The organism is Anaerotignum sp. (genome assembly GCF_030625865.1).
Lineage (GTDB): Bacteria > Bacillota > Clostridia > Lachnospirales > Anaerotignaceae > Chakrabartyella.
This window is the reverse complement of the sequence record NZ_DAOUQB010000037.1, coordinates 1-22,549: the sequence shown is the minus strand read 5'-3', so window position 1 is coordinate 22,549 and position 22,549 is coordinate 1. Positions and strand designations below refer to the sequence as shown.

23 protein-coding genes, 1 tRNA gene and 1 pseudogene are annotated in these 22,549 nt (G+C 41.2%); 6 read left to right on the top strand and 19 right to left on the bottom strand.

Going from position 1 to position 22,549, the window contains the following annotated elements; all coding sequences use genetic code 11:
* Positions 1–206: 206 nt before the first annotated feature.
* The 5 genes from rpsR to P9Q65_RS10440 all read right to left on the bottom strand — a co-directional run bounded on the left by rpsR (position 207) and on the right by P9Q65_RS10440 (position 2,017).
* Positions 207–437: a 30S ribosomal protein S18 gene (gene rpsR, locus P9Q65_RS10460; protein ID WP_304509374.1), complete on the bottom strand. Its 231-nt coding sequence runs from the start codon at positions 435–437 to the stop codon at positions 207–209.
* Positions 438–464: 27 nt separating this feature from the next.
* Positions 465–896: a single-stranded DNA-binding protein gene (locus P9Q65_RS10455; protein ID WP_304509373.1), complete on the bottom strand. Its 432-nt coding sequence runs from the start codon at positions 894–896 to the stop codon at positions 465–467.
* Between the two features lie 17 nt (positions 897–913).
* Complete coding sequence (rpsF, locus tag P9Q65_RS10450) at positions 914–1,201, bottom strand: 30S ribosomal protein S6 (RefSeq protein ID WP_304509372.1); 288 nt, start codon at positions 1,199–1,201, stop codon at positions 914–916.
* 159 nt (positions 1,202–1,360) lie between these two features.
* Positions 1,361–1,798 (bottom strand): DUF6773 family protein, encoded by a 438-nt coding sequence (locus tag P9Q65_RS10445; protein WP_304509371.1) that lies wholly within the window; start codon positions 1,796–1,798, stop codon positions 1,361–1,363.
* An 18-nt stretch (positions 1,799–1,816) separates the two neighbouring features.
* Entirely contained in the window at positions 1,817–2,017 is a 201-nt protein-coding gene (locus P9Q65_RS10440) for a helix-turn-helix transcriptional regulator (RefSeq protein ID WP_304509370.1), read from the bottom strand.
* Positions 2,018–2,188: 171 nt separating this feature from the next.
* Between P9Q65_RS10440 and P9Q65_RS10435 the strand changes: the two genes are divergently transcribed.
* Both P9Q65_RS10435 and P9Q65_RS10430 read left to right on the top strand, forming a co-directional pair.
* Positions 2,189–3,232 carry an MBL fold metallo-hydrolase gene (locus tag P9Q65_RS10435; RefSeq protein WP_304509369.1) on the top strand — a complete coding sequence of 348 codons (1,044 nt, stop codon included), beginning with the start codon at positions 2,189–2,191 and terminating at the stop codon, positions 3,230–3,232.
* Positions 3,233–3,246: 14 nt separating this feature from the next.
* Positions 3,247–5,388, top strand: a complete 2,142-nt coding sequence (locus tag P9Q65_RS10430) for a Tex family protein (RefSeq protein WP_304509368.1) — start codon at positions 3,247–3,249, stop codon at positions 5,386–5,388.
* 166 nt (positions 5,389–5,554) lie between these two features.
* Here the strand turns inward: P9Q65_RS10430 and P9Q65_RS10425 are convergent, their stop codons facing one another.
* The gene (locus P9Q65_RS10425; protein WP_304509367.1) at positions 5,555–8,149 is read right to left on the bottom strand and encodes a cation-translocating P-type ATPase; all 2,595 of its coding nucleotides are present in this window, start codon (positions 8,147–8,149) and stop codon (positions 5,555–5,557) included.
* Positions 8,150–8,521: 372 nt separating this feature from the next.
* On the opposite strand from P9Q65_RS10425, the gene P9Q65_RS10420 reads away from it, so the two are divergent.
* Positions 8,522–8,752, top strand: a complete 231-nt coding sequence (locus P9Q65_RS10420; protein WP_304509366.1) for a hypothetical protein — start codon at positions 8,522–8,524, stop codon at positions 8,750–8,752.
* A 196-nt stretch (positions 8,753–8,948) separates the two neighbouring features.
* Positions 8,949–9,140 (top strand): ferredoxin, encoded by a 192-nt coding sequence (locus P9Q65_RS10415; protein ID WP_304509365.1) that lies wholly within the window; start codon positions 8,949–8,951, stop codon positions 9,138–9,140.
* A gap of 426 nt (positions 9,141–9,566) precedes the next feature.
* On the opposite strand, the gene P9Q65_RS10410 is transcribed toward P9Q65_RS10415, so the two are convergent.
* The 8 genes from P9Q65_RS10410 to P9Q65_RS10375 form a co-directional block, all read right to left on the bottom strand.
* The gene (locus tag P9Q65_RS10410; RefSeq protein WP_304509364.1) at positions 9,567–9,932 is read right to left on the bottom strand and encodes a hypothetical protein; all 366 of its coding nucleotides are present in this window, start codon (positions 9,930–9,932) and stop codon (positions 9,567–9,569) included.
* Positions 9,933–10,094: 162 nt separating this feature from the next.
* On the bottom strand, positions 10,095–10,430 hold the full coding sequence (locus P9Q65_RS10405) for a hypothetical protein (RefSeq protein WP_304509363.1): 336 nt from the start codon (positions 10,428–10,430) through the stop codon (positions 10,095–10,097).
* A gap of 243 nt (positions 10,431–10,673) precedes the next feature.
* The gene (locus P9Q65_RS10400; RefSeq protein ID WP_304509362.1) at positions 10,674–12,179 is read right to left on the bottom strand and encodes an IMP dehydrogenase; all 1,506 of its coding nucleotides are present in this window, start codon (positions 12,177–12,179) and stop codon (positions 10,674–10,676) included.
* Positions 12,180–12,399: 220 nt separating this feature from the next.
* Complete coding sequence (locus P9Q65_RS10395; protein WP_304509361.1) at positions 12,400–12,891, bottom strand: Gx transporter family protein; 492 nt, start codon at positions 12,889–12,891, stop codon at positions 12,400–12,402.
* Positions 12,892–13,254: a NusG domain II-containing protein gene (locus P9Q65_RS10390; RefSeq protein WP_304509360.1), complete on the bottom strand. Its 363-nt coding sequence runs from the start codon at positions 13,252–13,254 to the stop codon at positions 12,892–12,894.
* Positions 13,255–13,344: 90 nt separating this feature from the next.
* Positions 13,345–13,417, bottom strand: a tRNA-Phe gene (locus P9Q65_RS10385).
* A gap of 107 nt (positions 13,418–13,524) precedes the next feature.
* Positions 13,525–15,078, bottom strand: a complete 1,554-nt coding sequence (locus P9Q65_RS10380; RefSeq protein ID WP_304509359.1) for an alanine/glycine:cation symporter family protein — start codon at positions 15,076–15,078, stop codon at positions 13,525–13,527.
* Between the two features lie 184 nt (positions 15,079–15,262).
* Positions 15,263–16,522, bottom strand: coding sequence for an L-cysteine desulfidase family protein (locus P9Q65_RS10375; protein WP_304509358.1), 1,260 nt, complete (start codon positions 16,520–16,522; stop codon positions 15,263–15,265).
* Between the two features lie 219 nt (positions 16,523–16,741).
* Here P9Q65_RS10375 and P9Q65_RS10370 point away from each other — a divergent pair, with 219 nt between their 5' ends.
* Positions 16,742–18,118 (top strand): sodium-dependent transporter, encoded by a 1,377-nt coding sequence (locus P9Q65_RS10370; RefSeq protein WP_304509357.1) that lies wholly within the window; start codon positions 16,742–16,744, stop codon positions 18,116–18,118.
* 250 nt (positions 18,119–18,368) lie between these two features.
* Here the strand turns inward: P9Q65_RS10370 and P9Q65_RS10365 are convergent, their stop codons facing one another.
* Positions 18,369–19,937, bottom strand: a complete 1,569-nt coding sequence (locus P9Q65_RS10365; protein WP_304509356.1) for an IS3 family transposase — start codon at positions 19,935–19,937, stop codon at positions 18,369–18,371.
* Entirely contained in the window at positions 19,885–20,280 is a 396-nt protein-coding gene (locus P9Q65_RS10360) for a PrgI family protein (RefSeq protein ID WP_304509355.1), read from the bottom strand. Before P9Q65_RS10360 ends, P9Q65_RS10365 begins: the two co-directional genes overlap by 53 nt.
* 119 nt (positions 20,281–20,399) lie before the next feature.
* Here P9Q65_RS10360 and P9Q65_RS10355 point away from each other — a divergent pair, with 119 nt between their 5' ends.
* Positions 20,400–20,750 (top strand): hypothetical protein, encoded by a 351-nt coding sequence (locus P9Q65_RS10355; protein ID WP_304509354.1) that lies wholly within the window; start codon positions 20,400–20,402, stop codon positions 20,748–20,750.
* Positions 20,751–20,797: 47 nt separating this feature from the next.
* Here the strand turns inward: P9Q65_RS10355 and P9Q65_RS10350 are convergent.
* The 3 genes and pseudogenes from P9Q65_RS10350 to P9Q65_RS10340 all read right to left on the bottom strand — a co-directional run.
* A pseudogene (locus P9Q65_RS10350) lies at positions 20,798–21,184 on the bottom strand (DUF7007 domain-containing protein); the annotation flags it as partial.
* Positions 21,185–21,249: 65 nt separating this feature from the next.
* A complete protein-coding gene (locus tag P9Q65_RS10345) occupies positions 21,250–21,711 on the bottom strand; it encodes a SpoVG family protein (protein WP_304509352.1) in 462 nt (153 codons plus the stop codon).
* Positions 21,712–21,868: 157 nt separating this feature from the next.
* Positions 21,869–22,549: ParB/RepB/Spo0J family partition protein (locus P9Q65_RS10340; protein ID WP_330695352.1), on the bottom strand; the 681-nt coding region annotated here is incomplete at its 5' end.

Genomic DNA, 22,549 nt, shown 5'->3' with positions numbered 1-22,549 from the left:
CTCACCACCCCTTTTTCCTATGTGTTTCCCATAGCATATTGTAAAAGTTTATTTAATGCTTTACGTAAATTTCTGTATCTTATTTTCAATTTTATGCATTTTTTTGCTTTGTGTAAATGGTTTACGTACTAATTCAATTTGGATTTTAAAAGCCATCGCTTTTTACCAACAAAAAAAAGACGGCATAACCGTCTTTTTCATATTTTTTAGTCCTGTGTATAAGGCATCAGGGATACGTGTCTTGCTCTTTTGATAGCAGTTGTCAACGCTCTCTGGTGCTTAGCGCAGTTGCCTGTAATTCTTCTGGGAAGGATTTTCCCTCTTTCAGAAATATATCTTCTCAGCTTGCTTACATCTTTATAATCAACTGTTGTGATTTTATCAGCACAACACTGGCAAACGCGTTTTCTTCTACGACCACGTCTTTTCTGAATCATGTCTAAGTCCTCCTTCTTTACTGAATTTTAGAAGGGCAAATCGTCATCTTCGATACTTTCATCAATAGGATAGAAACCATCGTCTTGGGCTGTCTGCTTGGGTGCAGCTGACGTAGCGGCCTTATGACCCTCGAAAGATGCCTTGCTTTCAGCAAAGTACTGTTCTTCTACTACAACATCTGTACTCCAGCGTTTTTTACCCTCGTTATCGTCCCAGGAACGAACCTGAAGTCTACCGATAACGCTAACCATCTGACCTTTTTTGAAGTATTTTTCCGCGAATTCGCCTGCTTTACCAAAGGAAACACAATTGATAAAGTCAGCATCGGGCTCGCCTTGGCGCTTGAAGCGGCGGTTCACCGCCAAAGTGTATCTGGCTACAGCCAAAGGTTCACTTCCCTGAGAATATCTTACCTCGGGATCTTTGGTCAATCGGCCCATAAGAATCACTTTGTTCATAGGATTCCCTCCTTAACTTACGCCTCTTTACGGATAATGAGATAACGCAGAACGTTTTCCATAATACGCATACGAGATTCCACTTCTGCGGGAGCATCAGCGGGAGCTTCGAATGTTGTGAAGCTGAAGAAACCTTCGTTTACTTTTTTGATTTCGTAAGCGAGCTTTCTCTTGCCCCAATCATCAACTTTTTCGATTTTCGCGCCGAATCTTTCCAAAGTAGCCTGAACTTTCGCTACTTCTTCTACTCTGCCTTCTTCGTCCAGTGCGGGACTTAAAACCATAGCTAATTCATACTTGTTCATGTAGGTTACACCTCCTTTTGGACATATGGCTCTCCCCTTGTGGGAGAACAAGGATTTTTACAGGTCGGCATAATTACCGACACTAAAATAAAATATCATAAAAGCCCTGCTTCTGCAAGGCTTTTTTGTATTTTTCTTTATTTTTAAGGAACTTTTCAATTAATCCTCATATTCTTGTTCCAATTTTTTCATTCTATGCTCCTCCAAACGGATAAAAATAACCCGAACCACAAAAAATACTACAAAGAAGCTTGCGATATACCCAAAGGCAAATTCTGCCGTCACCTGTCTTCCACCGGTAAACCAAAAAGCAAAAAATATCACTAACCCTGCAATGATTGCTGCAATATTTCTTTTTAGGCTCATATGCTGACGAAGGTTTGAGGTAAGCACCACCCCAAGCTGACGGCTACGCACCATTTGATATAACGGCGCCGCAATTAGAATCACATATTCTGTAATGCATTGAGATAAATTCATTTTAAAATACAGAGATTTTACAACAAAGGCTGCCACAATAAAAAGATACACCATCTGGAATAATTCCCCATAAATTTTATTTTTAAATTGTTCCACTCTTTCATCCCGAATTTTCATCCTTTTTGCCTCCTATTCTTATTTTTCCTCTTCCCAAAAAAGTTCATCCAATGTTTTTCCCAAAGCCCTGCAAAGAGCAATACATAAATTTAAGGTGGGGTTATATTTCCCCGCTTCAATCATCCCAATCGTCTGCCTTGTTACGCCCACTTTCTGAGCCAACTCATCTTGGGAAAGGTCCAAAGCCGCCCTGGCAGACTTTAATTTTAAATTCTTCACTCGTTCACGTCCTTTCCAACTCCTTACTTTATTTATACAATATATCTTTCTTAATGTCAACTATATTTTACATAAAAAATATAATATCTTACAATTTGCAATCCAACTTGTGTAAAATCTCTATTCCCTTTATAATAGATAAGTAAAAACGAAAGAAAAGAGGACACTTTGATGATTACGAAAGTTTATGAAAAACCTGCAATTTATAAAATAGATGTACCCCTGCCCAATAATCCGCTGAAAAACTTAAATTGTTATGTGGTACAGGATGGAGGCGAAAGCCTTATTATTGATACGGGCTTTAACCGTCCCGAATGCAAGGAAGCCTTATTACAAGGCTTGCAAGAGTTAAACGTCAACTGGGAAAAAACAAATATGTTTTTAACCCATCTGCATTCTGACCATTCCGGCCTTGCTCCTGCGGTCATGGATAAAAAACCTGGCAAGATTTATATGAGCAAACAAGATCACGATTATTTGGGGTGGATTTTAAACGGAAACCGTTGGGACACTTTTGATGTTCTTTACCGCAAGGAAGGTTTTACAGAAGAACAAGTAAATTGGCTAAAAGATGAAAATCCCGCCAGAGGCTTTGAACCCGATTACTATTTTGATGCAGAAATTGTTGAAGATGGAGATATGGTTCAGGTAGGCACTTATGCCTTTCAGTGTGTATTTGTTCCAGGGCATACGCCGGGACAAACCTGCCTGTATCTTCCCCGAGAAAAGCTGATGCTTTCAGGAGACCATATTTTATTCGATATTACCCCAAATATTACTTCCTGGGTGGGTATAGAGGATTCCCTAGGAGATTATCTGGACAGCTTGGTTAAAATCAGAACTTTTGACATGAAAACGGTCTTACCCGCCCATCGAAAAAATGAAATGGATGTTTACGTGCGTATCGAAGAAATCATTCATCATCACTTGATTCGCTTGGAGGAAACCATTGATGCCATAGAAAAATACCCCAATAGCCACGCAACCCAAATCGGCTCTTGTTTAAAATGGTCTATGCGTGGAAAAACTTGGGAAGCGTTTCCTCTTTCTCAACGCTGGTTCGCCGTGGGTGAAACCATGTCTCACTTGGATTATTTAATTAAGCATGGCTTAGTGGAAAAAACAGAAGGTGAATTTTTCGGGTATACCTTAACAGAATCAGGTGAGAACTGCAAAGAAAAATTGAACAAACTTTGGCATATGTATGAAAAATAAAGGATGGCGTAAAAATGGATATTTTGAAACGTTTGCAAGAAGAATTGAACATCAAATCTTCTCAAATAGAAAATACAGTAAAACTTTTGGACGAAGGCAACACCGTGCCCTTTATCGCCCGATACCGTAAAGAAATGACAGGCTCTTTAGACGATCAGGTAATTCGTCAGCTTGCGGAACGGTTGACCGCCCTTAGAAATTTAGAAGAAAAAAGAGAACAGGTACGTACCTCTATTGGGGAACAAGGACTGCTGACGGAAGAATTAGAGAAAAAATTGGATGGTGCAATAACTCAAACGGAAATTGACGATATTTACCGCCCCTTCCGCCCAAAACGCCGCACCAGAGCCTCCATTGCCAAGGAAAAAGGCCTACAGCCTTTGGCAGAAATGATTTGGGGACAAGTTTTGCTCACCCCATTAGAAGAGTATGCCGCACTTTTTGTAGAGGAAGAAAAAGGGGTTACCTCTGTTGCAGAAGCATTAGAAGGTGCAAAGGACATTTTGGCAGAACAGCTTTCCGATGACGCCAATATCCGACAGCTGCTCCGAGAAGAATGGTTGAAAGCGGGTGTTTTAGTATCCCAAAAGACAAAGGACGAACCCTCTGTATATGAGATGTATTATGATTACAGTGAGCCGTTAAAAACTATTGTAGGGCATCGCATTTTAGCCATAAACCGTGGAGAAAAAGAAGGATTCCTCTCTGTAAAAATTCAAGGAGAAGAAGAGAGGCTTTTTGAAAAAATAGGACGTTATGTCATTAAGAAAAATAGCCATACTGCTGAAATTTTGCAAGAAGTAATCCAAGACAGCTATAAACGCTTGATTGCCCCCTCCTTGGAGCGGGAACTTCGTAACGATTTTACGGAAAAGGCTGAAGAATCGGCATTGGGCGTTTTCCGTGAAAACTTGAAGCAGCTTCTATTACAGCCACCCATTGCAGGGAAAATGGTTTTGGCTTTAGACCCTGCCTTTCGTACAGGCTGTAAAATTGCCGTCATTGATGAAACAGGAAAACCTCTGGAAACTACAGTGGTTTATCCTACTCCCCCTCAAAATAAAAAAGCTGAGGCAGAAAAAACTTTAAGAAAACTCATTGAAACCTATGGCGTCGAGTTGATTTCCATTGGAAATGGTACTGCCTCCAGAGAATCCGAACAATTTGTTGCGGAGATGTTGAAAAATTTAGATAGAAAAGTGCAGTATATTATTACCAACGAAGCAGGCGCTTCCGTCTATTCCGCATCTAAGCTTGGGGCAGAGGAATTCCCTCAATACGATGTTTCTTTACGCAGTGCCGTTTCCATTGGCAGAAGAATACAGGATCCCTTGGCGGAATTGGTGAAAATCGACCCCAAATCCATCGGAGTGGGACAGTATCAGCATGATATGAACCAAAAACGTCTTGGGGAAGCCCTAGGCGGCGTTGTGGAGGATTGCGTAAACAGTGTAGGGGTGGATTTAAACACCGCAAGCCCCTCTCTCCTTTCCTACGTTGCAGGGATTAATAGCACCGTGGCAAAAAATATTCAATTGTATCGAGAAGAAAACGGAAAGTTTAAAACTCGCAAAGAATTGCTGAAAGTACCTAAGCTGGGCCCCAAAGCATTTTTGCAATGCGCTGGCTTTTTGCGCATTCCAGAAAGTGCCATGGCCTTGGATCACACAGGCGTACACCCCGAAAGCTACACAGCGGCAGAAAAACTCTTAACTGCCTGTGGATATACCCTAGAAGATGTGACAAAAAAACAGGTGACGGGCTTGGACAAAAAAATACCCTCTCCCGAAAAAATGGCAGAAACACTGGGAATCGGCATTCCAACTTTACAGGATATTATCAAAGAGCTGGAAAAACCGGGGCGTGACCCTCGTGAGGATGCACCCCTACCCATTTTACGCAGTGATGTCCTTTCTATGGAGGATTTGGAAGAAGGCATGGTATTGACAGGGACAGTGCGAAATGTCATTGATTTTGGTGTTTTTGTGGACATCGGGGTACATCAGGACGGTTTGGTGCATATCTCTCAAATTTGCAATCGCTTCATTAAGCATCCTTTAGAAGCCGTTAAACTGGGTGATACCGTCAAGGTCAAAGTGCTGTCCGTAGATATAGAGAAAAAAAGAATTTCTCTGACTATGAAAAACGTGGATTAACCCACAAACACCTTTTTCTCTCTGATCCAAGTAAATTTAAACGTATAAAACGATATTTCAAAAAGCACGAGACAGTTTTGTCCCGTGCTTTTTTATGCTTACATCAAAAAAGGGCAAGGAATCTCCCTACCCTTTTTCATCTTCACATCGAAAGCAATAAACTGCTTTATTTGCCTCTTGCAAGGCGCTCCAACTGAATGATCAACGTAGGCACAAATGCCAAGCCCACAATTTGCAACACATGGATGCTTGTAAGTGCATGATTAATATCAAATATTCCATGCAACCCAGGGATAAATAATACCGCCATTAATAAAACTCCCCCGATGGCAAAAGCGCCATAACTATAAGGGTTGTTGTGCAATCGAAAAACAGAACGTGTACCACGGCAGTTAAATCCATGGAACAAGCGCGCCAGACAAAGGGTAGCAAATGCCATAGTAGAAGCCATCTTATTATTTACGCCTACACCGATATAAAAAGCAACAATTGTTACAATGGCAATCATGCCACCTTGGATCACTAATCTCCACATAAAATCCCTAGTCAAAATACTTTCTTTTGGATTTCTCGGCTTTTCATCCAACAAATGCCCTGTAGGTTTCTCCATATTCACAGCCAAAGCAGGCAAACTATCCGTCAATAGGTTAATAAACAGTAACTGCACCGCTGTAAAAGGCAGTGGTAGCCCTAACAAGGATGTAAATAGAACCGTCAAAATTCCCGCAAGGTTGCCGGAAAGCAAAAATTGAATTGAATTTTTAATATTTGCATATACATTTCGTCCATTTCCCACTGCCTTTATAATAGTGGCAAAATTATCATCCGTTAAAATCATAGATGCCGCGTCCTTAGAAACCTCGGTACCCGTAATTCCCATGGCAATCCCAATATCAGCTTGTTTCAATGCCGGGGCATCGTTTACACCATCCCCTGTCATTGCAGCAATATAACCATTGTCTTGCCAAGCCCGTACAATACGAATTTTATGCTCAGGAGAAACTCTGGCATATACAGAGATTTCTTTTACCATTTTCCGCAATGCATCGTCACTGATACGTTCCAATTCAGTTCCCTCAAGGGCTCTGTCCCCTTCCTGCAAAATTCCGATTTCTTTGGCAATGGCAGAAGCCGTTACCTTATGATCCCCCGTAATCATAACAGGGCGAATACCTGCACGAAGACAATCCTTGACAGCAGGGGCAGACTCCAAACGCGGAGGATCCATCATGGCAATCAAACCAATAAAAATCAAATCATTTTCATCATCCAACGCAAGCTGCTGCTGTACTTCCATTTCCTTTTTTGCAAAAGCCAACACACGCAGACCTTCAGAGGAAAACCCTTGATTTTTCGCTAAAATTGAATTAAAATCCTCCTTGGTTATTTCTCGTATTCCACCTTTTTCCATAACTCGTTTGCACCTTGCCAGCAAAACATCCGGGGCACCCTTCGTCATCATCAGATACTTGCCATTTATTTGATGCAAGGTTGACATCAATTTACGGTCAGAGTCAAACGGAAGTTCACTCATACGTGGATAGGTCATTCTGATATCTTCTTCATGTCCCCCGGCTTTTCGGCAAAAAGACAGCAACGCTGTTTCCGTGGGATCACCAATCATAGCCTCTGCGCTGATTGCGCCATCGTTACAAAGTACACCCGTTGTAATCAGCTCTTTATAAGGAGCCCTATCGCATTCCACATCATCTGCATCTGTTGTGCCGTCAAGGGTAAAGACCTTTTGCACCGTCATCTTATTTTGGGTCAACGTTCCCGTTTTATCAGAGCAAATAACAGAAACACAGCCTAAGCTTTCCACTGCATGAAGATTTTTGATAATGGCATTCTCTTTTGCCATTTTTTGGGTACCAATGGCAAGACCAATGGTGACGATAGAGCTCAACGCTTCAGGAATGGCCGCTACCGCCAAAGCCACGGCAAACATCAGCGCTTCTGTTATTGGCTGGCCACGCCATACCCCTAGGGCAAATACAATGACACAAATTGCCAAAATAAGAATGGACAGCTTCTTGGAAAAATCGTCCAAGGTTCTTTGCAGGGGCGTGGATTTTTCCTGGGCAGATTCCATTAAATTGGCAATCTTCCCAATCTCCGTATCCATCCCCGTTCCTGTTACCAAAACAACGGCACGACCATAGGAAACCAAGGAGCCGCTGAAAACCATGTTCAAGCGATCGCCTAACGGTAAATCTTCCTTTTCAATGATATCAGCGGACTTATTTACATTTTCAGATTCCCCGGTAAGGGCACTCTCATTGACCTGCAAAGAGTGATTCTCTAAGATGCGACCATCCGCCGCCGCCACATCTCCCGCTTCCAAAAGCAAAATATCCCCCGGAACCAATTTCACGGCAGGAACTTCCATTTTCTCTCCGCCTCGGATAACTCTGGCATTTGGGGCAGACATGGCTTTTAGGCTAGCCAAAGACTTTTCCGCCTTAAAATGCTGTACCGTACCCAAAATTGCGTTTATAATCAATACCGCAATAATAACAATGGTTCCTTCGATCCCCCCCGTAATTGCAGAAATAATTGCCGCCACAATTAAAATTACCACTAAAAGATCCGCAAATTGCTCAATGAAAACTTGAACCACACCTTTGCGTTTTCCCTCTTTTAGTTTGTTTTCACCATATTTTTCAAGCCCTTTTTCTGCCTCTTCCACCGAAAGTCCACGCATCGAAGTGTTAAATTCCTGCAACAGCTCATCCTTTTTTCCCTTCCAAAGTTTATCCATTTTTATTCTCCTTTCAGTGCAAATAAAAAAGACTCCTATTGCACCTTTCCTGATTTTTCGGTACAATAAAAGTCTTGCTTCCTAAGAATACAACGTATCCTCCGGGCAACGTCCGGGCTTGTTAAGCCGAGATGACGAACGCTGGCGTCGCATAATGCGTAAGCTACTCCCTCTTATTGGTAAGAATTCTATCATAACAAAGATTAAAAAGCAATAAGAAATATTTCTTATACCGAAAAATCATCCTTTTTTATTATTCCCATTAACTTATTCTTATAGTCTTGTATATTTTTTAACATTCCCTCTTTTCATATGGGAATTTTTTTGCTATACTAAGTGAAAAATAGCCTCAGATAAAAGGGAGGGATTAAAATGATCCATGAAAAATTTACCGTTACAGGGTTAGACGAAATGGTTTATCACCTAAGACAGTACAAAGATAAAAAAGATTGGCAGATTGATTTTTATAACATTTATGGTGCCTTGCTGCTTTCTTTTGACAGTGATGAGGAAACCTTAGATCGTTTAAGAGATGAGAATGAAGCTTATCGTATGGTAACAGAATGGATGGATGTTGCACTCATGATGGGTAAAGAATATTAAACAAGGTAAAAAAAGTTTGTATTGTTAATTTTGAATACAGGCTTTTTTTATTTGTTAAAATAACGTTTTTTCAAATCTTGCCTATTTACCAGAATAAAAGACCTTTAACTTTATAGATTTCTTTTTCACAAAATCTGAATATCTTTTGGGGAAAGAGAAACAATATTACAAACTGCTATAAAAAAGGAGAGATTTTATGAAAGCGTATGTAAACGATAAATGCATTGGTTGCGGCCTTTGTGTCAGCCTTTGTGGTGAAGTTTTTTCCATGGAAGACAATGGTTTGGCAAAAGCCGTCAACGATCATGTTCCCCCCAGCGCAGAGGCAATGGTTATTGAAGCAAAAACAAACTGTCCCGCCGTTGCCATTGAAACAACAGGACATTAAAAAAAAGCAAAAAAGGAGGTATTCTTGATGAATATCTCCTTTTTTATATTGGTAAATTTGCATTTGCTATATCTAGTATCACACATATACCATAAGCACTCCAGACGAAAATTGAAAAATAAAAATAAAAATAATCGCCCATAATAGGGATTTGCTCTTTCAACTGATTTATATATTTTAAAGTTTGGAAAACCACGTAGAAAACCATAAATACGTCAAATGTTATGGTTATGACTGGATAAAATGAGTGTGTAAAAAAAGACATAATAAATAATAAAAACGTAATCGTACATAAATAATTCAAAAAAAATCTATTTGGTACAGAATTCCCTCTTATTTTATACTGTGTATAGCATAAAACTCCAATGACTATAATTAAAACGAACTGAAAAAAATGCATATTATCCCTCCTTTTTATCTTATTTTTTACTTGGTATTTTCCAAAAATCCCTGAATTACTGTTGCTTCCATTAAAAAAGAAACCACCAAAGATATCCAGAATGCCATAAGAATGGCATAGGCTACTTTAGGAGTAAATAAGTTTTCTTTTTCTTGTAAATTGGCAAAACAATGAACACTGTATTGGAATATGGGTGCGACGAACAAAAACACAGAAATAGGCATAATCTCTTTTTGAAATAACGTAAAAACTGCATAAATCAACCCAATACAGCCTATAGTCAAAACCACAGAAATAGAAACCTTTTCATGTTTCTGCAATGCTTTATGTCTCATTAAAACCAACAATAGGATACAAATAGAAATAAATAGAGGGATAATATAAAATTTCATAAAGATTTCCTCCCGTAGATCATGCTAAATTTCAGAAAAGTCTCACCCTGCCAATAACATCTACTGCATAATGCTATTTTTTATAAATCACATATAATTCAACACAAAAAGAAATGACTTTGCTTCATTTGGGCATTCTCACATAGTAATTGGCTATTTGCTCTATTGTAAAGGTTTTTTATGAAATATCTTGCAAATGCAATATGATAACATACTACCTAAAAAAATACAAAACACCGCCCAAGACAGCATAAAACACACTCCCCCTAAATTTGATTCCCTTAAATAATTTGTAGCAATGATAGTAAAATAAATAATTTTGCAAATTATCCATACAAAAAACAACCCTAATAATGCCCTATGCCAATCCTTTTTTGTTGGAATCAGACTACGAAATTGAACGCCCATACTAAATAATAAAACCATAGCCCCCATAAGGCTTGGTGTATTCAATGTATTTGAAAAACAAAATATCTCAGAAGAAAAAATATAAAACATAGCCCGCCTCCTGCCCCGTAAAAATCAATGATTATCCAATATTTGGAATTGTATAGTCACTTTACCATTTTTTTATGCAAATATCAACTTCATTCTTCATAAAGGAAAATATCTTGAGTATTTTTCAAAACTTCATTTTAAAATAAAAAGTAAAAAAACGAATTATTTGAGCCCTCTGAAATCACTTTCGCTTTTCCAAAAAAAAGACACCTCTAAATGAAGTGTCATTTTTTATTTCTTTTCTTATTTAAAGTTTAAATTATTATCTTTCAGCAATACGTCATGAGCGCCGCCTTCTACCAAGCTTGTGGTAGAAATTACAGTAATCTTCGCTCTTTCTTGCAACTCAGGAACGGATAGAACGCCGCAGTTACACATTGTAGATTTTACTTTCTTAAGGGAGAGACCTACGTTATCACGCAAACTGCCTGCATATGGTACATAAGAATCTACGCCTTCTTCGAAAGACAGTTTTTCGTCGCCACCCATATCATATCTCTGCCAGTTTCTTGCACGGGCAGAACCTTCGCCCCAATACTCCTTCATATAACTGCCGTTGATATTCACCTTATTTGTTGGACTTTCGTCAAAGCGTGCAAAGTATCTGCCAAGCATAATAAAATCTGCCCCCATAGCCAACGCCAGTGTCATGTGATAATCATAAACAATACCGCCGTCAGAGCAAATAGGAATGTAAATGCCTGTCTCTTGGAAATATTCATTTCTTGCTTCTGCAACCTCAATAACGGCAGATGCTTGTCCACGGCCAATCCCCTTTTGCTCTCTGGTAATACAGATAGAGCCGCCGCCAATACCAACTTTTATAAAGTCTGCACCACACTCAGCCAAGAAACGGAAGCCTTCTTTATCTACCACGTTACCCGCACCGACTTTTACGCTATCACCATAATTCCGACGTATCCATTGCAAAGTATCTTTCTGCCATTCGGAATAGCCCTCAGAAGAGTCAATACACAGGATATCCACGCCTGCCTCAACCAAAGCAGGAACTCTTACCATATAGTCTCTGGTGTTAATCCCGGCACCAATTACATATCTTTTTTCTTTATCCAAAAGCTCATCCGCATTTTCTTTGTGATTGTCATAGTCCTTACGGAATACCAAATATTGAAGTCTGCCCTCTTTATCCACAATAGGAAGCTGATTAATTTTATTACCCCAGATAATGTTATTCGCTTCCTTGAGGCTTGTTCCCGCAGGCGCCATAATCAGCTGATTTAAAGGTGTCATAAATTCGCTTACCTTTGTGTCTCTTTCCATACGGCTGATTCTATAATCTCTATTGGTCACTAACCCTACCAATTTCCCTTGAGCTGTTCCATCCGTGGTAACCGCAACAGTGGAATGACCTGTTTTCCGCTTTAAGTTCAAGATATCCTGCAACGAATCCTCAGGGCTAATGTTGGAATCACTAATGACAAAACCTGCTTTATATGCCTTTGCCCGAGCAACCATAGCCGCCTGGCTTTCAACACTCTGAGATCCAAAAATAAAGGAAATACCGCCTTCCTTCGCCAGAGCCACCGCCATTCTATCGTCAGAAACCGCCTGCATCACGGCAGAGGTTAAAGGGATATTCATCTCCAAAGCGGGTTCTTCCCCTTTTTTGAATTTCACAACGGGCGTTTTCAAACTCACATTCTCAACTGTACATTCCTTTGAAGAATATCCCGGCACCAGTAAAAACTCGCTAAAGGTTCTGGATGGTTCTGTAAAGTATTTCGCCATTTTTTTCTCTCCTCCTGATGAAAAATAGGGAGCGTATTTCGTACGCTCCAACTTTATAAGCATTATTTTCATAAGATTTTAGCACTAAAAATCCCCCTATACAAGGGGGAGTTCATTTTTTTTGTGTTTTTGTTGAATTCGTCGGTTTTTCACCTGTTTTTATACAATTTCCTTTACAAAAAAACACCAGCTGTCCTTTCCAAAAGGACATTCATCCGTATTACAAGGGGCGATTCAAATATTTTAAGGCTGTTTTTGCAACAAATCCAATGATGATTCCCGTTACAACACCAAAAAATAGCAAAAAAGGTAAATAATACATGAGCCTTATATTCTCTACAACCAAAGCCGCAACGATAATTTGCCCAATATTATGGAACACACCACCGGCAATACTCACACCGATCATACTGAACTGATCTGTTTTCTTCAACAAAACCATAATGCAAAAACTAAACAACGCCCCAGCCAAGCTATACAACAAACCTGCAAAGCCGGCAAACAATAAACCGGAAAGGAGCACTCTTACGAGGGAAATAAAAAATGCGGCTTTCGCATCCATAAGATACAGGACAATCACAATAATCACATTCGCAAGCCCCAACTTCATTCCCGGAACCAAAAGAGGAATCGGAATGAGCATTTCCACATACCCCATTAAAATTGCTAAGGATGCGAACAAACCATAATATGCAACATTTTTTCTTTGCATTTATCCCACCACCGTATCATATTGTGTCGTCTCTGCCCCCACAATTTCAACCACTAACTTATGAGGTAAACAAACAATGGTTTCCCCGGTAAGATGGATTTTTTTATGCTCTACACAAATCTGATCTCTACAATCCGCCTCCTGTATGGAAGCATAACCATCTTGTATTTGTATTACATTATACCCTGTTTCCGTTTCCACCCTGTATAAGATATCCTTTGATAAAGGCAACTCTGCCTTTACTTCCCCATCCACCGTAACTCTTGCAAAACCACCCTCCTCTGCCCTGAGAAAAAAGAAAAGAGCAAAGGCAAGGGCTATCAAAAGAAGAATCAGAACTAAAATTTTATCTGCTTTTTTCATAGCCTTCCGCCTTTCTTCTGACATAGGAAAAAAAGGAAGCATTTGCTTCCTTTTCTATGTAATAGGATTTATTAAAAATATACTACACAATGCCCAGAACCGGAATCGAACCAGTGACACGAGGATTTTCAGTCCTCTGCTCTACCGACTGAGCTATCTGGGCACGTTTTTCTGACGCCATACTAGTATACACAAAAAAAACTAAAATGTCAACATTTTTTTATTTTTTTGCGGGCAGAATCCCACTGCCCGCAGATTATTTCATTATTTCTACAATTCTTTACCCGCATTTTTCGCTCTTTCGTCCCAATATTCACAAGAAATCCCCACGACTTCTGAGGTAAAAGGCTCTCCCTTTTTGGTTTTATAATGCTTTGTAGCACGGAATGCATATTTTGCACCGACAAACATAATCGGTAAGTTGCAATAAACGATGATGATGTTTCCCAAATCGGAAATATACCATAAGTTATCCAATTCCAGCCCTGCCAATACAGAAAGTGCCCCAAAAGGAATAAAAACCAATGCCCCTAAAACACGAATAAAATGAATAAAGCTTTTCTTTTTGCTAATGCGGTTTGCTGCAATTTCAGAAAAAATAATGAATCCGATGACACAAGTGTAGGCAAATAAACCATAACATAGGCTAATTAAAAGCGTAATTATACTATCGGCACCTGTCCCCGGGGTTAAGGAAGTAATGGACGCCAGATACAGCGGAAGTTTTTGGCTATGAAGCTCCTCCCAAACCGGAGCATTGTTCCAAAGCTGAGCCATAACAACAATAAAGCCGGAAAGAGTACAAATAATGATAGTATCCAAAAAAACACCCAATGCCTGTACACAGCCCTGTTCACAAGGATGCTCCGCATTGGAGGCAGCTGCGGACATCGTAATGGTACCTTGCCCTGCCTCGTTTGACATTAACCCTCGTTTTACCCCTTGCACCAGTGCCGTTCCGAAAAACCCGCCGAAAATAGCTTCAGGTGTAAACGCTCCATGAAATACAGCGGCAAAAAATAGGGGAATTGTATGAAAATTCAATACAGCAATAATCAAAACCGTAAGGCAATAGATAACCGCCATAACAGGAACAACTTTATCTGTAACCTTTGTTATTTTTTTTATCCCGCCAAAGGCAAACACCGTTGTCCCCGCAATCAATACAATGGCAACAATATAATACAGCATAGAAGTTCTATCATATGTATTTCCCGTCACAATTTCCGCAATGGATCCAACGGAAGAAAAGACATTAAACGCCTGAGCAGGCAGGCAGAACATAGCATAAAGAATAAAAATCGCTGATAAAGCTACGCCGACCCATGCACGGTTCCCCATGATTTTCTTTCCATAGAACGGAAGACCACCAATAAATTCATCGTCTTTTTTCTCTTTAAAAATCTGAGCCAGAGTTGCCTCCATAAAGGCTGTGGACATTCCAAAAAAAGCACTGACCCACATCCAAAACAATGCACCCGGGCCACCAACAGAAATTGCACCTGTAACCCCCAAAATGTTTCCGGGGCCAACTCGCATGGCAGAGCTTAGAAAAAACGCCGCCAAAGGGGAAATACCAATGGCTGCCGCCCTTTGCCTTGTTAAAATACGAAGCCCTTCTTTAAAATGGGTAATTTGGATAAATCCTGTTTTTATGCTAAAGAAAATACCCGAACCAATAAGCAAAACCACAGCAAAACTTAAATTTCCTAAAATAGGAATAGCCGCATACCACGCAAAGTTTGTAGGAAAGTCCCACAAAAAATCTGCAATAGGCACAACAAATTGAAAAATCCCGTTTACGGCATCAAATATTTCCTTCAAAAAATCCCCTCCCTATTTCATTTTAAAGAACAAATTATCGGCATGCTTTTCCAAACCCCATAAAATGGGGTTTCTATAGAAGTTTTTGGTCTTGCTTTTTTCAAAAAGCAAGTGGGTGTGGGTAAAACCCACGGTTTTAATTTCTCTCTGTGCAACGCCCAAAGTCTTTCCCTTTGCTGCGTTCTTATCTTTTTTGCTGCATAATATCAATCATTGTTTTGTCCATGGGAGACATACCTTCTCCTGAAATTCTTCCCAAATTTTTTACCGTCTGCTCTGCTGAAGAGCCAACCACACCAAAATTCTTGGGAATTGTCGTGCCATTCATGGCAAGCATGGCTGAGAGAAAAGCGGAATATACCCCTGCTGAAGCCTTTAACGCACAACCGGTACTGCCCCCATCACAAATCATCCCCGTCAAATTTGCAGCCATATGATTCATTGCATGGGAAACCTCTTCTGCACCGCCACCCATGAGATATACCAGCCCTGCTGCTGCACCACTGCCTCCACCTAAAACGCAACCACACAGGGAAGATAGCCTGCCGATATAATGTTTGCTGTAAATGGTAACCAAACCACTTAACGCCACAGCACGTATTACATCATCTTCTGACGCTTCCACGCTTCCTCCATAAGAAACCACAGGCAATGAACATATAATACCGTGAGAACCACTGCCCACAATACTCATTGCGGGAAAAGGAAGGCCCGCAAGCCTGGCATCCATAGCAGAACAAGTAAGTCTTTGTGCTTCATAAATCATATCGTTGCCCAAAACACCCTTTTTACGAAATGCATCTAAAGTGGTTCCAATTGCCAAGCCTGCACCCGTTGCCCCTTCTTGAGAAAGCTTGCAGTTCATTGCGATCATATCTTTTACAAAATACAACTCATCTATGGAAACAGAAGATGCATAGTCCACCATATCAGCGATGGTAATGGAATCAAAATCAACAAGCTCTTTTGTTTTCGTTTTCGCTTTTTGTTCTTCCCTTAAAATAACCTGGTCATCCTTTGCCACATAGGTAAAATGATCGTGAATATCTTCAATGCGGGCTATACCCATACCTCTTGTGGTGGTTACCTCCGCCTGTATATATATATTTTCCTTTTCCTTGGCAATCAGAATCTCAACGGGGAGAGCCTTGGCTTTTTCAATATGTTCCTCCGTAATGCCTTTTAAGCACTCCAATCCCAACTCCCATTTCCCGCCTATGGCGCCTAACGCCGCCGCCATTTCACATCCCAGCTCTTTTGTTCCGGGAATCCCGCAGGAGAATCCATTTTTAAACATTCCCCCATTCATAACAACTTCCACATGCAATATCGTTCCCCCTACTGCACCATAGGCTCTTGCAGCACCAAGGGCAATTGCTCCAACCTCTGTAACGCCCAGTGCAGGGCGAATCTCAGACTTTAATAACTGAGTAAAATCTACCATTTTTCTCCCTCCCGCTCTTTTTGTGTCTCTATTGATTTCAGTATACCGTTTCAATCTTGAAAATACCACTTATTTCTATTTGAAATAAAAAAAAGCTGGTTTTTCAATGTATACTGCATAATTCCCCTTTTTTACTTGTTTTTTATTCCCAATTTTTTTATAATAAAAAAGCTATTATTTCTTACGGTAACTATACCGTTTATTTTTTAGGAGGGTATTATGAATCAGCAAAGAGAAAAATTCTCATCCCGGCTGGGGTTCATCCTCATTTCCGCCGGATGCGCCATTGGTCTGGGAAATGTTTGGAAATTCCCCTATATAACCGGGCAATACGGTGGTGCCGCTTTCGTATTGATCTACATTCTATTTTTAATTTTACTTGGCATTCCCATTTTGGTCGCCGAGCTATCCGTTGGCCGTGCCAGCCAAAAAAGTGTGGCTATGTCCATGGATATTTTAGAACCAAAAGGCACAAAATGGCATTATTTTAAATATTTTGCCATGGCGGGCAATTATCTTTTAATGATGTTTTATACCTCTGTAGCCGGATGGATGCTGTACTATTTCATCAAAATGGCAAGCGGTGGTTTTGTGGGATTGGATAAGGACAGCGTAGCCGGTATTTTTGGCTCTATGCTCCAAAGTCCCGGCCTTATGGCAGGCTTTATGATTGCAGTAGTTTTGATTGGTTTTGGCATTTGCAGCCGAGGCTTACAAAAAGGCGTCGAAAAAATCACCAAAGTAATGATGCTGTTATTGCTACTTTTAATGGTAATTTTAGCAGTTCGTTCAATTTTCTTAGAAGGCGGGGAAGAAGGTCTGCGGTTCTATCTTACACCTAACTTCTCTGCATTAAAGGAAAATGGTATTCTGCAAGTTTTATTTGCCGCTTTAGGACAGGCATTCTTTACCCTCAGTATTGGTATGGGTGCCATCGCAATCTTTGGCAGCTATATAGACCGTTCTCGCTCTTTAACAGGAGAGGGTATTTTCATTACCATCCTGGATACTATGGTTGCCTTAATGGCAGGTTTAATTATTTTCCCCGCCTGCTTTGCTTATGGTATCAGCCCTGATGCAGGCCCCAGCTTGATTTTTATTACCTTGCCTAACGTATTTAATGCAATGCCGGGCGGTCGACTTTGGGGTACCTTATTCTTCTTATTTATGTGTTTTGCCGCACTATCCACGGTAATCGCCGTTTTTGAAAATATTATTTCTTTTGGCACTGATTTGACAAATGCAAGCAGAAAAAAGGTTGTTGCCATCAATCTTGTGGCAATTATCATTCTTTCTCTGCCTTGCGTATTGGGCTTTAACTTATTAAGCGGAATTCAGCCCCTAGGTGCCGGCTCCTCCGTCTTGGACTTAGAGGACTTCATTGTCAGCAATAACATTCTTCCTTTAGGAAGTGTGGTTTACGTTTTATTCTGTACTTGGAAAATAGGCTGGGGATGGGATAACTTTATGGCGGAAGCCAACAGCGGCAAAGGTTTGAAATTTCCAAGATTCATTCGACTCTATGTACAATGGCTTTTACCCCTTATCGTTTTGTTTGTGTTTGTAATGGGCTATAAATCATTGTTTTTTAGCTAATATTATTTGAAAAAAGTTCAGTTTCTTCAAGCTTTTTTCAAATAAACAGAGGATAAATAGATGTATTCCTGGAACCCAAAGGTCTTGAAACGCCCTATTTCCCTCGGATGTGCAAAACTTATCCTGCGGAGTCTAATTGGGAAACTCTTCGGTTCCCAAACCCTTCCGTTTTTTAAATAGGTTTTTCCATAATCTGACCACCCCAAACCCTTTGAAGTTGTCAAGTCAATGTAGACATCTAAAAACCACCTTAAGGAAAGCCTTGTTCAGTTCTATATTGAACAGGGCTTAAGTATCCTAAAGCATATGCGGGACGCTCATTGTTAAAATATTGAACATATTTGTCTAAAAATTCAGGAAAATTTATTTTGTCTGCTTTGGTATAATCGCAGCGTATTTCAGCTTTTATCCAGCCGTTTATTGATTCAATGATTGGATTATCTGTTGGAGTTCCCACTCGCGACATTGATCGAATTATGTTATAATCTTTATGAGCTTCTTTGAAGGCTCTAGAGGAATAGACTGATCCTTGGTCCGTGTGCAAAACGACAGGTTCTATCTGTTCCTTTACTTTTTCTTTTAAATCTTCAAGACATTGATAATAAGGAGTTCTATCCCCTTCACGTGTTGAGAGATGATGTGAAATAATTTCATTATTGTATGTATCCAATATATAAGTCCATTCATATAAGATATTATTCTGCCTTATCCTGGTCATATCTGATGCTACTAATTCTAAAGGTTTCCCTGCATTCCAATCCCCAGCTGCAATATTTGTGAAAATCGTATTTTCCTTACCTTTATTCACTTTTTTATAATGTTTTGCTTTAGATTTTATATTTGAAAATTTACAACATTTATGAACTAAGTTATCTGATACAATCCAACCTGTATGACTTTTAATGAATGCAGCTATTCTGTGATATCCAAATGATTTGTGCTTTTCATGTATTTCAATGATTAGTTGTGTAAGTAGGTCTCGATCAATTTGGTATTGGTTCTTTTTGCCTTTTCTGTTCCTCCATTTATAATATCCAGAACGATTAACACTCATCAATTTACATAGATATGTAATTGAGTATTTCTCTTTAATCTGCATATACAAAGCCGCACCCCATGTGGTTCCCACACGAAAGGTACGGCTTTGGCGAAAGTCAAAGGAAGTGGGCGCGATAAAATCCTTTGTTCCCATACCCGTTTTGGGTATCATGTCCCATGAGAAGCGGAACGGCTCTCGCCCTCCGGGGTGGAGCTGACTGTGCAGCACCTCTAAGCGTTCCCGCCCGGAAAGGGTTGACGACTGAACGCCTAACTTTTTGAAGTTCCCTACAATATCCGCTTCGATACGCTCCAAGCGGGGGCGGGCTGTTCCGATCCCGTCCGCACTGATACCGAATGTGATGTATTTGGAGCGGACAATGCCGTTGTTGCTTTTGGCAATCTGGTTTTCCAGCATGGCGGTAAATTCGCGCCGGATACTGTTAAAATCGTCGTCCTGCGGGGAAATGTTCACGCTGTAACGGTTCTCCGGGCGGGAACGGTGGTTGATAAAGGAAAGCTGAAAGGGCAAAGCACTATCAAAGTAGTTCAAAAAGCCGCAATACCCGTCGAAAATGGTGCTTTGGTCGTCACTGGAAGCCACGGCGTAGTTAATATCCTCATAGGAAAGGGTTTTCGTGTAGTAGCCTTCCCACACCTTGCAGATACCGTCTTTCAGCATTTCTTTGTAGGGAATGGTCTGCTGTGCCGACTGCGGCCCACGCTTTTTAGGCTTTCTGCTTTTTGCGGGAACGGGCGGGCGTTTTGTTTTTTGTGCCATTGGGTGAAACCTCCTTTCTGGGGTTGCTTAGGTAGAAATAGAAATTCTGTGTCTGATAGGGTCTTGTACGGGGCCATAGAAATTTGGAACGGACAATATTTTGCACCACCTTTTCAAGCGGCTGTCCGTCACGTTCATACATGGCAATGAGAAAGCAAGGGAGCATAAGGGCAATCATTAAGAGCATAGCCCCGGTATTGCCAATGGCGGTACGGGTAAAAAGATAAGCCGGAATACCGACTACCGCCGCCGCTCCGAAACATAAAAGCTGGCGTTTGGTGAGATTGAAAGCCACTTTGGTTTTTATTTTTGATAAATCATTTGGTACACTTACATAGGCCAATGGGTGAAATCCTCCTTTCCGTGGATTTTATATTGACAGGTGCTGTTTTCTACGATATAATTTCATTATGAATTATATGAATCATAATGAATCATGCAGAAAAACATGGGGGTATAGTCATGAGCAATAATCTTGTTAAAAAAAATAATGGTGGGCTTCTACCAGATAATATTGGGAATGCAACATTGAACCAACTATTGTCACGTAGCGATGTGGAGGTTCACAAGAAAGACAACAAAATCACTCTCAAGCAAAAGACTCCAACAGAGTCTGTCACAGTTGAAATCCGGGCATATCCAGATACAACAACCGTTTCGCAAAGTCGCACGGCACGGACACGTCCAATCAATCAGATGGGTGATACCATTAAACAAATGCGTAGTGAAGGGCAAACTCAGGCAGATATTGCTGATAAACTGGGAACAACTCAGTCTAATATTTCAAAAATCGAAAAGACAATGAAGAAATAATCTCTTTTACTTATAAAGCACTTCGGGCCAAATTGGCTCGAAGTGCTTTATCGTTCCGCGTTGTAGGCCCGGAGCTGCTCTAACCGTGCCGGGTTCTTTTCCAGTCCGGCCTGCCGTACCCGCCAATAGTCCGGGTTGTGTTCCCGGAGTGACCTGTTGATGTTTTCCTCAAAAGCGGCCTTGTCTTTTATACGGTCAGGAACCGTCCACAGCTTTTTATCCAAAAGCTCCCGCAGGGCAACATCTTCCTGCGTATCTTCCTCAAAGCAGAGAAAACCGCTGTGACGGAAGCCGCACTTGATCTCGGCAGGAGAAAGCACCGCCGCCATATCCTTTGCAATCATTGTGCCGCCGTGACTGGCGGTACTTACAAGAAACACGCCGGGGCAGAGAACGTCACAGGTCTGCACCTTGCCCCACGGAGATTGTTCCGGCTGTTGGTAAAGCATAAAATCCTCCTTTCCGGCACTTCGGGTCAAGTTGGCCCGAAGTCGCACTGTTACCTTTCTGCACTTTTGGCTTTACCTGCCTTTGTAGGAGCAGGCCGAGCGGCGTTTTCCTGTGCCGCTTGTTTGGCTCCCTCCGCAAGCTGGTTCGGGATAGACTGTTTTTCGGGGAAAGCAATAGCAGCGGCGCGGGTCTGCAACTTTTCAAGCTCTGCATGGTAGGCCGCTGTCACGGCTTCGGTCAGCTCGGCGCGAAATTCCTTTGTGATGGGGCGGGACGTATCCCGGTAGCCGGTCTTGCTGGTCTTATCCGGTTTGCTCGGCATACCTACAAAAATGCCCTTGTCGCTCTGCAAAATCTTGAAATCATCAATCACAAAGCAATCGTTCAGTTTCAGACTGGCAAAGCCTACAAGATTGCCCTTTGGTTCAATGAGCCGGGCGGTAACGTCCAGTTTCAGTGGCGTAGCCGCCTGTCCTACTTCCTGCGGAACCGTTGTTTTTTCATTGCTCATAGTAAAAGTTTCTCCTTTCTCACTTCGGGACAAGTTGTCCCGAAGTTATCAGTGCGCTCCAAAGATGGATTTTGCAAGGCTTCCTGTCTTGAACATGGTGAAGCAAAGCAGAACCGTATAGCCAATAACGACTTCGGGCCAACTTGACCCGAAGTGCTTATTTTTCCTGTTCGGCTTTCTTTTGAGGAGCCGAAACCTCTTTCAGTTTCGCCTTGTTTTCCTCTAACAGCTTCATAATGGTATCCTTCATTTCGCGGGGTGTTTTCTCCTTGCCAAAATACTGGGAAAGTTCCTGACTTGAAATAATCACTTTGTCTGCCTCCTTTTTTTCTTCTAACATAATTCCGTCAATCACATCGGGGTTTAACAGCTTCTTTTGGTCAAGGTCACGCATACGCTGTGCCTGTGACAGTGAGGGAGCTGATTGCTGGCCCTCAATGGCGATAGCAATATACCGTTGACTTTTGGGCGCAATGAACGCAAGCTCCACAGCGGGAGTGAACGCAATTTTCTTTTCGTCCACCATTTTTATGAGGTCGGGAACCAGCTCATTGAGCTTGATATACCGCTGAACCTGCTTCACCGTCATTTTGTTGCGCTCGGCTACAACCTCATTGGAGCGTTGCCCGTTGCCAGTACGCGCGCCCTGCTTTTTGATAGCTTCCAACTGCATTTGCAGGGCTTTGGCTCGTTCGCTGGGCAGGATATTTTCACGCTGGTTGGTGTTGTCCTCTACCATCTGCGTGATAGCCTGCTCGTCCGTCATGTTGCGGATAATACAAGGCATATCCGCAAATCCGGCTAATTCACTGGCTTTCTGGCGGCGGTGGCCGGATAC

Excerpts from the sequence above, each read along its gene's own strand:
- rpsR (WP_304509374.1), bottom strand. The coding sequence starts at position 437 with ATGATTCAGAAAAGACGTGGTCGTAGAAGAAAACGCGTTTGCCAGTGT.
- P9Q65_RS10455 (WP_304509373.1), bottom strand. The coding sequence starts at position 896 with ATGAACAAAGTGATTCTTATGGGCCGATTGACCAAAGATCCCGAGGTA.
- rpsF (WP_304509372.1), bottom strand. The coding sequence starts at position 1,201 with ATGAACAAGTATGAATTAGCTATGGTTTTAAGTCCCGCACTGGACGAA.
- P9Q65_RS10445 (WP_304509371.1), bottom strand. The coding sequence starts at position 1,798 with ATGAAAATTCGGGATGAAAGAGTGGAACAATTTAAAAATAAAATTTAT.
- P9Q65_RS10435 (WP_304509369.1), top strand. The coding sequence starts at position 2,189 with ATGATTACGAAAGTTTATGAAAAACCTGCAATTTATAAAATAGATGTA.
- P9Q65_RS10430 (WP_304509368.1), top strand. The coding sequence starts at position 3,247 with ATGGATATTTTGAAACGTTTGCAAGAAGAATTGAACATCAAATCTTCT.
- P9Q65_RS10425 (WP_304509367.1), bottom strand. The coding sequence starts at position 8,149 with ATGGATAAACTTTGGAAGGGAAAAAAGGATGAGCTGTTGCAGGAATTT.
- P9Q65_RS10420 (WP_304509366.1), top strand. The coding sequence starts at position 8,522 with ATGATCCATGAAAAATTTACCGTTACAGGGTTAGACGAAATGGTTTAT.
- P9Q65_RS10415 (WP_304509365.1), top strand. The coding sequence starts at position 8,949 with ATGAAAGCGTATGTAAACGATAAATGCATTGGTTGCGGCCTTTGTGTC.
- P9Q65_RS10410 (WP_304509364.1), bottom strand. The coding sequence starts at position 9,932 with ATGAAATTTTATATTATCCCTCTATTTATTTCTATTTGTATCCTATTG.
- P9Q65_RS10405 (WP_304509363.1), bottom strand. The coding sequence starts at position 10,430 with ATGTTTTATATTTTTTCTTCTGAGATATTTTGTTTTTCAAATACATTG.
- P9Q65_RS10400 (WP_304509362.1), bottom strand. The coding sequence starts at position 12,179 with ATGGCGAAATACTTTACAGAACCATCCAGAACCTTTAGCGAGTTTTTA.
- P9Q65_RS10395 (WP_304509361.1), bottom strand. The coding sequence starts at position 12,891 with ATGCAAAGAAAAAATGTTGCATATTATGGTTTGTTCGCATCCTTAGCA.
- P9Q65_RS10390 (WP_304509360.1), bottom strand. The coding sequence starts at position 13,254 with ATGAAAAAAGCAGATAAAATTTTAGTTCTGATTCTTCTTTTGATAGCC.
- P9Q65_RS10375 (WP_304509358.1), bottom strand. The coding sequence starts at position 16,522 with ATGGTAGATTTTACTCAGTTATTAAAGTCTGAGATTCGCCCTGCACTG.
- P9Q65_RS10370 (WP_304509357.1), top strand. The coding sequence starts at position 16,742 with ATGAATCAGCAAAGAGAAAAATTCTCATCCCGGCTGGGGTTCATCCTC.
- P9Q65_RS10365 (WP_304509356.1), bottom strand. The coding sequence starts at position 19,937 with ATGGCACAAAAAACAAAACGCCCGCCCGTTCCCGCAAAAAGCAGAAAG.
- P9Q65_RS10355 (WP_304509354.1), top strand. The coding sequence starts at position 20,400 with ATGAGCAATAATCTTGTTAAAAAAAATAATGGTGGGCTTCTACCAGAT.
- P9Q65_RS10345 (WP_304509352.1), bottom strand. The coding sequence starts at position 21,711 with ATGAGCAATGAAAAAACAACGGTTCCGCAGGAAGTAGGACAGGCGGCT.